Source organism: Photorhabdus australis DSM 17609 (assembly GCF_000711895.1).
GTDB lineage: Bacteria > Pseudomonadota > Gammaproteobacteria > Enterobacterales > Enterobacteriaceae > Photorhabdus > Photorhabdus australis.
In genome coordinates this window covers 3846-4989 of record NZ_KL543992.1, presented here as the reverse complement: position 1 = coordinate 4989, position 1144 = coordinate 3846, and the positions used below count along the sequence as shown (strand labels likewise).

The following is a 1144-nucleotide window of genomic DNA, read 5'->3' as shown; positions in this document are numbered from 1 at the left end:
GTTCCCCATTCTGCCAGAAAAAGCCCGACTTTTTCGGTCACTTCCACCAGATACGGGGCCACTTTCAAGAGTTCAGGCTGTAAAGACTCGTCATACAGACACGTCACCGGTGGATCAAAGTGTTCCAGGATAAAAAACAGCCGGGGCTCGGCGGCACCGTCAATGACGGCATAACGTTTTTCTTCTGTCATTACGGTTTATCCTTCATCGGCTTGTGGCTGCCGGCCATAGTTCGTGGATGAGAGGAATGCGGTGCTAAGCTATCGCCTTGGTGGGCGAGAGGGATCCCATCGGCTTTCACACTGGTAGAACCGGAAATCACCGGTGTCGCTTCACAATCATCATGTGCTGTACCGATATCACCTATTTTTACTACGTTTCCCATTGTGTTTTCCTTATTTAAGAGAAGTTAAGTTTATTTTGAAGAATAAATTTCCAGTTGATTGAACAGGGTAAAATCCTCTTTTTATTTCATGTCCCTGGCGGGTTGTAATAAATTTCTCGTTATCAAAATGATATTGAGGGCTTATTGGAAACTTTGAATGACTAAATCAAAATCAAGAACAATATTGGGTTAAATAACCCGATATTGTTATCCATTAAATCACTTGGACAAAGTGACCGTTAATTAATGAGAAAATAGGTGCAACAGTAGCCAGAACAGTTTCACCGTCTTCATCATCAACGTAATAGTAGGATATTGGAGAATTCCTTAAATCAGATTTATTTACTAATCTGACCATTCTACCCTGGTTCATTATCTTAACTCTGTAATCGTCCCAGTTAATCGGTATCATTTTGAAGCCTGTTGTTTTGATATTACGGTAAACAGATTGATCAGTGAAAATGCTCTCTTCACTTTCACCGGTTGACCAAGCCCAGGCTTTAAGCGCGACTTTTTGTTGCTCGCGAAGCGTATTTAAATCTTTGGCATTATAGGCTTGCCAGACAGCCATATAAGCCTGTTGCAGTTGTTGACGTTGCTCCGGTGTATCGGTATAAGGCGTTGCTTTAATCCATTCCCATTCTGGTAAACCACTGATTTTTATATTGCGACTAAACCGATATAAAGTCATATTAGGTGGAAACTCTTTGGGATCAAAATATTGTTTCTCTATATGTCCGGCTTCTGTACTTTCGGCCT

Annotated in this window: 2 protein-coding genes and 1 pseudogene; all 3 read right to left on the bottom strand. The window is 41.3% G+C overall.

The genetic code is table 11. From position 1 onward, the window contains the following. A partial coding sequence (locus BO26_RS21415) for a DUF4123 domain-containing protein (RefSeq protein WP_036775014.1) occupies positions 1–191 on the bottom strand: 191 nt, incomplete at its 3' end. After that, entirely contained in the window at positions 191–385 is a 195-nt protein-coding gene (locus BO26_RS21410; RefSeq protein WP_051691096.1) for a hypothetical protein, read from the bottom strand. The genes BO26_RS21415 and BO26_RS21410, both read right to left, overlap by 1 nt. A gap of 214 nt (positions 386–599) precedes the next feature. Continuing rightward, positions 600–1144, bottom strand: a pseudogene (locus BO26_RS21405) (hypothetical protein); the annotation flags it as partial.

Coding starts and splice junctions, on each gene's coding strand:
- BO26_RS21410 (WP_051691096.1), bottom strand. CDS start 385: ATGGGAAACGTAGTAAAAATAGGTGATATCGGTACAGCACATGATGAT.